Here is a 9,324-nt window from a genome sequence, read left to right as displayed (position 1 = left end):
GAGTACGTTTGACATAATTGCTTCTTTCTTCCATAATAACGATTTCTTTTTTGTATCGCTATTTCAGGACGGGACATATATATCAAATAAAATAACCAGCTCATTGAGCTGGTTATTTTATTTGATTCAATAGCTACTATTATTAATTAATAATAATTTTATTGGATTGATTTTTTGTTTTCACGATGTAAATTCCTTTAGGTAAATTATTCAATTTAACTTTTGAATTGTTAGTTACGTGTTGAATGGTTTGAACTAATTGTCCATTAAGATTATAAATCTGAATCGTTTCGTTCTTCTCAACTCCATTGATAATAAACTCATGATTTTTAACCGGATTAGGATATATAACTAATTTCGCTGAATTCATATTCACATCATCCGTTGCTAATTTTTCGTAACAAGTCCAAGACAAGTTATCAAAAGAAACACGGTTATTTGTTGTTTCATCAACCAATTCGATGACAACATCTCCTTCAACATTGATGTTTTCGATTGTAGTCGTTTTGGCTTTTTTAGAATAAGGAATTTGTCCTTTTACTTCTCCGTTAATTTTTAACGTATAAAAACCTTCAGAATCTGAAAATGGTAAATACGTTTTAACGGATAAAGAACCTATTCCTCTAGAAATAGTAGAAGATGTTAAAGTTCCTTTTTTTATACAAATTGCTTTGTTACTATCTCCATCGATATAAACTTGTCTATCTGTTCTTGCATTAGTAGCACTCCACACAATTCCATTATTAGACCAAGTTCTATCAGTGTAAGATGATGCAGGTGGTGTACCTCCTGTTGATGGAATATTCTCAAAGTCTTCTGTTCCACAAGTTGTTCCTTCTCCAGACCCCCCCCCTGTGTTAGTTTCTTGAGTTGTCACTTCTATTGCAATACTGTTATCAGATTTATTTCCTGCATAATCTTTTGCAACAACATAAAAAGAATACGTAGAAGAAGCTTTTAAACCAGAAATTGTAGCATTGTTATAGTTAACTGTTGAATTGTATTCGTTGTTCATGTAAACATCATAACGATTCACACCAACATTATCTGTAGAAGCTGTCCAAGTTAAAGATACACTTGAAGAAGTTACATTTGTAGACGCTAAATTTGTAGGAACCGTAGGTTTTTCTGTATCTGGCTCACCTCCGCCTTCTCCTCCGAAAGATTCTGGCCAAGTATTTTGCGCGTCAGGTCCACCCCAAATAACTGTCGCCAAATAAGGATTATCAATAAAAGGGTTTCTATTTCCTTGTACATTTGCAACAACATTATTTCTTTGAATCTCAAATTGAGATACAGGATCTTCTACATTCCATTTTAATAAAATATCAGGAAAATCTGAAGAATATGTACTTGGCCCAAATGTAATATTAAGAGGTAAAGCTCTCGAATTATATCTTGCATACATATACATCAGAATACGAGCTACATCTCCTTTCCATTCGTCTCCTGGATACCAACCTCCACGGTTAGTTTTCATCGCCATTGCTCCTACTCCATCATCAAAAGATAAATTTCCTCTTTTACTATTTAAACTCATATCAGCTGGACGTAAATGGTGACCATCCGCACCAGGACCTGAAGTTCCTAAATTTGGCGTTCCCTTCGATTTTGCATAAACATGCTCTCTATTCCAAGATCCAGAAAAAGAACGACTTCTTTGGTGCGTTCCCGAATCTTGAGATCCGTAAATTAATAATAAATTAGATGGATTCTGAGGATCTGCATCACTTGTTTTGAACAATTCTTTTAAACCCGCAGAATAAGAAACATTTTTCTTATGCGTATCAGAAATCAATGTTGCTAACTCGTTCTTAAGTTCATTTTTAGATTTATTAAAATCAATGCTCGAGTAATATGCTGGAGCTTTTTGTGCTTGAGCAAATAATGCTAAAGCAAATGATAGAAATGTAAATTTCAATTTCATTTTTAAAGTAATTATTTATTTAATTTTATAAAGTTTGTTTTGTTACAAGAAAGTTCTATTGTATAATTTTTCAAGATTAATGGAATTTGAATATTAAATTCCAAAAAATATTTCTCACCAAATTGATAAAACTTTGCTTCTTTCTTTTCTCTCAAAATAGATGAAGTAACTTCAACATCTATTTCTTCTTCGTCAATTGATTGCGTTAACCAATTAATATTTTGATCAGTAAAAAGGAATACATCACAAAATAATCCGGGATGATCTTTTCCTTGACCTACAAAAAGCCTATTTTCATGTTCATCAATTCCAATCACATAGACAGGCAATTTTTTTCCACTTACATTCAAACCTTTTCGTTGACCAATTTCAAATCCTTCTACTCCATTATGTTCACCAACAATAAATCCATCAAAAAGTGAATATCGCCTTTGTTCAACTCTCCAAAAAAGTTCTTCCTCTTTCGATAAAAAAACAGGCTTTTCTTTCTGATAAACTAACGATTCGTATGGTATTTCTACAATCTGTCCGATCATGACTTGTTGTGATTTTATTGTTAAAATCTCTTAAAAAAAGAGAAGGACTGCAAAGATAAAGTGTTAATATTAATTAAACATTAAGAAATTAACTTAATTGCTGAAAACAAAAAAAAGACATCAAAACTGATGTCTTTTTTTCATATTCCATAAAAATAAAATTAATGTTGATGTTTTGAATGATCCTCATCTTTTTTAGGATTAGCTTCGGTGTAATGCTCTCCTTCAGCCTCCTCGCGTTCGTACAAACAACAAGAGTGTAAATTTTCGTAAACCTTATCATCTGCACGTTTCTCATTCGTATCATGCCCAACTGCAACTACTGCATTTTCTACCGCATCAACCTTATTTTTTGTCTCATTCAGAACAATATGCAAGTTATGTGTATCTTCGTCCCAAGTGGCTATTTTAACACCTTTCACTGCATAAGCCGCTTTCTCTATACGTTCTTTACATTGACCACAATTTCCTTTCACATGCAATTCATGTTTTGCATTTTTATTTTGTGCTTGTGCGCTAATTCCTAAAGTCGCAACTAAAGCAAAAGTTAATAATTTTTTCATTTTTATATGATTTTTATTTTAAACTAAATCTTAATCCAGCATAATACATTTGTCCAAAAACTGGTGCATAAACTATCGAACTATCGAAATTTGAACCAAAAGGATTATCAGCTCCTAAAATGACACGTTTTTGTTGATAATTTGTTACATTTTCCCCTCCTACATACACTTCAAATCGTTTTGAAAAAACTCTTGTAATCTGAAAATTCATTGTTCCGAATGGATTCGAATACTCGTTCAATTGATTTTCTGGCAAATTGTCCAATGTATTTGGTAAACGTTGTTTTCCTATCCAATTATAAGTAATATCAAAACGCCAATTTTTTTCATGCGTTTCATGCGTTTCATATTCTAAATTCGTAAAGAAACGATGTTTTGCTTGCAATGGACGTTCTAATTTTCCTTTTTCATAATCAGTAGCGATATCATAATATTTGTATGATGCTCTTATTTTGAAATGTGTAAATGGATTATAATTAAAATCAAACTGAAAAGAATTTGCATACGAATCGCCTTCTAAATTATAAAAACGAACCTGACGAGCTGAATAATCAATATCGGTTACAATTTGATTTTCGAAATCTGTTCGATAAAAATCTGCTGTAATATCTGCGTTTTTTCCAAATAATTTAAACTCTTGCGTTACAGAAAAACCATAATTCCAAGCTATTTCTGGATCTAAACCATAGATCTCTCCTCCATCTCCAATAATATTAAATTGTCTTGATGAAGCAAACAAATTTTGATTTTCTGCAAAAATATTATTCATGCGTTTTCCTCGACCAACAGAAGCTTTTATGGTTGTTCCTTTTGCAGGTGTATAGCGTGTATGCAAACGTGGCGTCAAAAAGAAACCCATTCGATTGTGATAATCTGCACGAAGCCCTGCAATCATATTGAAATTTTTCATATTATCAAAGGTATATTCGAAGAATGCTCCTGCTGAATTATCAATTCGATCATAATTCGCATCTGTCGGAAGCGCTACAAATTCTTTGAACTTATCGTACGTAAAACTCGCTCCTGTAGAGAATTTATTTTTTGTATTGCTAATAATCGAACTAAAAATATAATTAGCATAAAAGCTCTGTTGTTCGATATCATATTGATTCAGTCCAAAATAAGAATCTTGTTTATGGTAACTAAACGCTGTTTGTAATCCCATACTTTGATAAGGCATTTCTGGAAAAACATATCCTATTTTTGATGAAACATCAACACGATTTGTATTGATTTCTGATCCCCAATAATTAGTTGTCAACTTGTCGCGTTTTTTATCAAAATCTAACTGTCCAGCTTGCTTTTGATCATTCAGATATCGTGCAGAAAAGAATCCAACCCAACCTTTTTCTAAGTTTTGATATTGCCAACGATTCATCACATTTACTTGATGACCAAGTGGATTGTCTAAAAATCCATCATCGTTCATATCATTTTTAGATAAACGTGCGTTTCCATGCAAAAACAATGAAGAACTCCATTTATCATTTAGTTTTTTATTTAAATGTACATTCCCTTCGAAACGAGAATCTGATGAACCATACAAATTGACAAACAATGGAATATTGTCAGCAGGTTTTATTAATTCTGTATTAATCTGCCCAGAAATACTTTCGTACCCATTAATCACCGTTCCCGCACCTTTTGTAACCTGAATACTTTCTACCCAAGTTCCAGGTGTAAATCCAAGTCCGAAAGCTTGTGATGCTCCACGAACATTCGGAATATTTTCTTCCGCAATCAAAATATACGGTGATGTTAATCCCAACATTTTGATTTGTTTATTTCCTGTTACCGCATCCGAAAAATTGACATCAATGGAAGGATTTGTTTCAAAAGATTCAGCCAAATTACAACAAGCGGCTTTCAACAATTCTTTGCTTGACATTGTCGTCATATTGGTTGCAAACTTCGATTTTTTAAGTGAACTACTTGTATCTCGTAACACAACTTCATTTAAAGACGTATCGCCAAAATGATTTTTTACATTGATTGTAATAGTTATAAACTCGTCTTTTAACTCTTTGAAAGTAGTTGTTTCATTCTCATAAAAAACTCCTAAAACTGATGTTGGTTGATAATTCTCGATCTCAAAATTTCCATTTTCATCTGTGAGTACAGCTATATCTGTCGATTCCCAGAATACTTCTGCTCCAACAATTGCTTGCTGATTTTGATCTGTTATTTTTCCTTTTAAAGTAGATTGTGCGTAAGTTAACGCAGCACTTAGTATTAATACTGAAGTGAATATTTTTTTCATTTTTACGATTTAAGGCTAAATGCCTATTTATTATTATGTACTTGCTGATTTTTGATTTAATCAAGTACTTTAATATTCAAGTAATAACGTATTGCTTTCTGATTAGTTTTTAATCGAAATAAAACGGTTATTAGCCTTCGTAAAATGTTAATTGAGAATTGAGTATATAATATGGAGGCGCATTTGATGCAACATAAAAATCAAGAAAACTTGACTGATTGTTAACCTCTTCATTCTGAAACGAAATTTTAATTTGAAGAATTTCTGAAGCAATAAAACTTATCGGAAAAAGCTTCTGAATTTTAACTGTTTGTTTTTCTACAAATTTATCCGAATATGAAATATCCTTGCAACAATCATCATCTTCTTCTGTTTCTCCTTGTGGAATCTCACAGTGATTTGATTCTGATTTCGGAGGACAACATGAAGTTGTCATTTCCATCTCGCACGAATTATTATCAAGATGATTCAACTTCACTTGCTCCATCTCTCCTTGACAAAAATGCATAGAAAATGCATAACTAAGATTTGAAAAAATCAAAATTATTGACAAAACGTATTTTATGTAATGTTGCATTTTCATGTCGAACAAAAATAAACAAAATTTTGAAATACAGAGAATAGAAAATTTATATCATTTTCTGATTTGTTTATAGAATTATCAGTTAATGAATAATTTTATTTTTCCTAAAATTTCATCTTTTGTTTCATTGTAAGTTGAAGCGTATACAACTTTATTATCTTCATTTCGAATAAGAATTGAAATTCCCATACCATAATCTTTATGATTTGGAATTAAGAGTTGTACAAAATTGTGATACTTTTTCTTTTTTCCTTTTGCATATTTATCTGAAATATTGAAGGTAGGGTAATTCACATGATATTTTTCTACAAAATCGTTTTGAGCATTTGTAAGATATATACTTTTATCTTTATCAGTTGTAAGAAGTAGAAATTGAATATTATGACTCAGCTCTCCTCTTAATTTTAAGAACTCTGGTAATCCTTCTACACAAGGAGCACACCACACAGCAAAATTATGTATTAAGGTATATTTTTTAGTTGATTGTTTTACAATACTATCTAATTCTGATTTATTCAAACTATAAATCACATTAGCAGAATCTTTCTCTAAATCTTCTAGAAGTTTCTGATAATTTGTAATTGTTTTTACTTGATATAGTTCTTGTGAAAAACCAAAGAAAGGAAAAATAAATAATATTGTAAATAATAAATTTTTCATACTTTTAAAATTGAAAAAAGCAAGAATTAAAAATTCTTGCTTTTTCGTTATATAAAATTAAAGAATTTCAAAAGGAATTACATATCCTCCATATTGACCAATACTTGAATCTAATTTATAACTACCTGCTTTTAGTTTATATAAACCTTCTTCATCCATTATATCTTCATCAACTCTTAGAATAGCATCTACTTTAGAACCTTGATATTCAGAAGATAGTTCTAAAATAGCCTTTTCTTGTTCTAAATCAGCGACTGCATAAGCTAAATTACTATTAGGTCTACTTACAATTTCAATCCCAAAAGTAGTCAATTTACAAATTCCAAAACCTGCACAAACTCTTGATTTTCTACCAATTGCAAATTCAAAACTAACTTTCACTCTATTTGCTACTCCGGGTAGTATCTCATCTGGTGTTTTAAAAAAAATATCTTTTCCTAAAACTGGTTCTTTTAAACTTGTTTCTATTGTATCATCACTATTACTACATGAAAATAATGATCCTAAAGAAAGAAAGAAAGAATAATTAATTTTTTCATAATTTTTAAATTTTAAAGTTCATAAATAATTTAATGTTAATTGTTTGAATATAATAATATTTTCTTAATAACTCAAATGTTTTTTCTATTTTACGAAAATATACCTCAATAGTCGTCAAAATTCACTAAAATTGCACTTTAAATAAGAACACACAATTAATTATGTCAGAAGATATTTTCAAGAAAGTAGTTTCTCATGCGAAAGAATATGGTTTCATTTTTCAATCGAGTGAGATTTATGATGGATTATCAGCCGTTTACGATTATGGTCAAAACGGAGCTGAGCTAAAAAATAACATCAAACAATATTGGTGGAAAGCAATGGTACAAATGCACGAAAACATTGTCGGCATTGATTCTGCTATTTTTATGCATCCTACTACTTGGAAAGCTTCAGGTCACGTTGATGCGTTTAATGATCCTTTGATTGATAACAAAGACTCTAAAAAACGTTACCGTGCCGATGTTTTGATTGAAGATCATTGTGCTAAAATCGAAGGTAAAATCGAAAAAGAAGTGGCTAAAGCTGCAAAACGTTTCGGTGATGCTTTTGATAAAGATCAATTTGTTGCGACAAATCCTCGTGTTGTAGAATACCAAAATCAAATCAACACTATTTTAGCACGCATGGGTAAATCTTTGGAAAACGAAGATTTGGACGATGTAAAAGCTTTGATTGAAGAATTAGAAATTGCTGATCCTGTAACAGGTTCTAAAAATTGGACAGAAGTTCGTCAATTCAACTTGATGTTCGGTACAAAATTAGGAGCTACAGCAGATCAAGCAATGGATTTATATTTACGCCCAGAAACAGCTCAAGGTATTTTCTTAAATTACTTGAACGTACAAAAATCTGGACGTATGAAATTACCTTTCGGAATTGCTCAAATTGGTAAAGCTTTCCGTAATGAGATTGTTGCGCGTCAGTTTATATTCCGTCAACGTGAGTTTGAACAAATGGAAATGCAATTTTTCGTAAAACCAGGAACAGAATTAGATTGGTACGAAAAATGGAAAGAAACTCGCTTAAAATGGCACCAAACTTTAGGATTAGGAAATGATAATTACCGTTTCCACGACCACGAGAAATTAGCGCATTACGCAAACGCTGCTGCTGATATTGAGTTCAAATTCCCATTCGGATTCAAAGAATTAGAAGGAATTCACTCGCGTACAGATTTCGATTTGAAAGCGCACGAACAACATTCAGGTAAAAAAATTCAATATTTCGATAACGAAACAAATGAATCGTACACACCTTATGTTGTAGAAACTTCTGTTGGTTTGGATCGTATGTTCTTAGCAGTTTTCTCAAACTCTTTAAAAGAAGAAATATTAGAAGATGGATCAGAACGTACAGTTTTAGCTTTACCACCAGCTTTAGCACCAATCAAAGCGGCTATTTTACCATTAGTTAAGAAAGATGGTTTACCAGAATTTGCAGAACAAATCGTGAAAAAATTACGTTTAGATTACAATGTAATTTACGAAGAAAAAGATTCTATTGGAAAACGTTACCGTCGTATGGATGCAATTGGTACACCTTTCTGTATCACTGTTGATCATGATTCATTAAACGATAATTCTGTTACATTACGTTTCCGTGATACAATGGAACAAAAACGTGTTTCTGTTGATGATTTAGCACAAATTATTGATAAAGAAGTTAACATGAAATATCTTTTCGAAAAATTATAATATTTTTTTTCAATACAATAACACTAAAGCTCAGCACGTTCTGAGCTTTTTTTATTTTTTATTAATTTTTTTAACGATTTGGCAAAACTTTTGATTTTAAACCAACATATTAATCTAAAAAAAATAAATTATGGGCTTTATTATTAATCTTTTTGTATCAGCATTAGTTGTCTTTGGACTTGCTAACATTTTACCTGGAGTAAGTATCAAAGGATACGGATCTGCAATAATTGTTGCAATTGTTATAGGTCTTTTAAATGCTTTTATAAAACCTTTGCTACAATTTATTAGCTTACCTATAACAATCTTAACATTAGGATTATTCTCATTTGTAATTACGGCTGTAATTATATTATTAGCGAGCGCAATTATGGGAGATAGTTTTCATGTTGATGGATTCTGGTACGCCTTATTATTCGGAATTGTTTTAGCTTTTGTCAACTCTTTAGTTGGAGGATTGATGGGCGATTAATTTTACACGTTGTAACGTCCTGAAAAAATGATACAGGATTAGACCAATAAAATTTTATTTTAAACAGTACATATATTCGTATTTGT

At 31.1% G+C, this 9,324-nt stretch carries 9 protein-coding genes; 2 read left to right on the top strand and 7 right to left on the bottom strand.

Features of this window, described 5'->3' with window-relative positions; all coding sequences use genetic code 11:
• Positions 1-142: 142 nt before the first annotated feature.
• The 7 genes from HX088_RS13285 to HX088_RS13255 all read right to left on the bottom strand — a co-directional run bounded on the left by HX088_RS13285 (position 143) and on the right by HX088_RS13255 (position 6,910).
• Entirely contained in the window at positions 143-1,927 is a 1,785-nt protein-coding gene (locus tag HX088_RS13285; protein WP_286484402.1) for an endonuclease, read from the bottom strand.
• 11 nt (positions 1,928-1,938) lie between these two features.
• Positions 1,939-2,463, bottom strand: coding sequence for a tRNA methyl transferase PRC-barrel domain-containing protein (locus tag HX088_RS13280; RefSeq protein WP_225541658.1), 525 nt, complete (start codon positions 2,461-2,463; stop codon positions 1,939-1,941).
• Positions 2,464-2,624: 161 nt separating this feature from the next.
• Entirely contained in the window at positions 2,625-3,026 is a 402-nt protein-coding gene (locus HX088_RS13275) for a heavy-metal-associated domain-containing protein (RefSeq protein ID WP_260543828.1), read from the bottom strand.
• A 13-nt stretch (positions 3,027-3,039) separates the two neighbouring features.
• The gene (locus tag HX088_RS13270) at positions 3,040-5,286 is read right to left on the bottom strand and encodes a TonB-dependent receptor (protein WP_286484401.1); all 2,247 of its coding nucleotides are present in this window, start codon (positions 5,284-5,286) and stop codon (positions 3,040-3,042) included.
• Between the two features lie 130 nt (positions 5,287-5,416).
• The gene (locus HX088_RS13265; RefSeq protein ID WP_484066522.1) at positions 5,417-5,863 is read right to left on the bottom strand and encodes an HYC_CC_PP family protein; all 447 of its coding nucleotides are present in this window, start codon (positions 5,861-5,863) and stop codon (positions 5,417-5,419) included.
• 84 nt (positions 5,864-5,947) lie between these two features.
• Positions 5,948-6,529, bottom strand: a complete 582-nt coding sequence (locus HX088_RS13260; RefSeq protein ID WP_286484399.1) for a TlpA family protein disulfide reductase — start codon at positions 6,527-6,529, stop codon at positions 5,948-5,950.
• A 57-nt stretch (positions 6,530-6,586) separates the two neighbouring features.
• Positions 6,587-6,910, bottom strand: a complete 324-nt coding sequence (locus tag HX088_RS13255; RefSeq protein ID WP_286484398.1) for a hypothetical protein — start codon at positions 6,908-6,910, stop codon at positions 6,587-6,589.
• 320 nt (positions 6,911-7,230) lie between these two features.
• On the opposite strand from HX088_RS13255, the gene HX088_RS13250 reads away from it, so the two are divergent.
• Complete coding sequence (locus HX088_RS13250; RefSeq protein WP_225541654.1) at positions 7,231-8,766, top strand: glycine--tRNA ligase; 1,536 nt, start codon at positions 7,231-7,233, stop codon at positions 8,764-8,766.
• Positions 8,767-8,896: 130 nt separating this feature from the next.
• On the top strand, positions 8,897-9,238 hold the full coding sequence (locus tag HX088_RS13245; RefSeq protein ID WP_286484397.1) for a phage holin family protein: 342 nt from the start codon (positions 8,897-8,899) through the stop codon (positions 9,236-9,238).
• Positions 9,239-9,324 lie beyond the last annotated feature (86 nt).

Origin of the sequence: Empedobacter sp. 225-1, from assembly GCF_030328185.1 — a bacterium.
Classification (GTDB): domain Bacteria; phylum Bacteroidota; class Bacteroidia; order Flavobacteriales; family Weeksellaceae; genus Empedobacter; species Empedobacter stercoris.
This window is presented reverse-complemented; position numbering and strand designations above follow the sequence as displayed.

Bases quoted from the DNA above. Each gene is read 5' to 3' on its own strand.
- HX088_RS13260 (WP_286484399.1), bottom strand. From the start codon at position 6,529: ATGAAAAATTTATTATTTACAATATTATTTATTTTTCCTTTCTTTGGT.
- HX088_RS13275 (WP_260543828.1), bottom strand. From the start codon at position 3,026: ATGAAAAAATTATTAACTTTTGCTTTAGTTGCGACTTTAGGAATTAGC.
- HX088_RS13270 (WP_286484401.1), bottom strand. From the start codon at position 5,286: ATGAAAAAAATATTCACTTCAGTATTAATACTAAGTGCTGCGTTAACT.
- HX088_RS13245 (WP_286484397.1), top strand. From the start codon at position 8,897: ATGGGCTTTATTATTAATCTTTTTGTATCAGCATTAGTTGTCTTTGGA.
- HX088_RS13265 (WP_484066522.1), bottom strand. From the start codon at position 5,863: ATGCAACATTACATAAAATACGTTTTGTCAATAATTTTGATTTTTTCA.
- HX088_RS13285 (WP_286484402.1), bottom strand. From the start codon at position 1,927: ATGAAATTGAAATTTACATTTCTATCATTTGCTTTAGCATTATTTGCT.
- HX088_RS13250 (WP_225541654.1), top strand. From the start codon at position 7,231: ATGTCAGAAGATATTTTCAAGAAAGTAGTTTCTCATGCGAAAGAATAT.
- HX088_RS13280 (WP_225541658.1), bottom strand. From the start codon at position 2,463: ATGATCGGACAGATTGTAGAAATACCATACGAATCGTTAGTTTATCAG.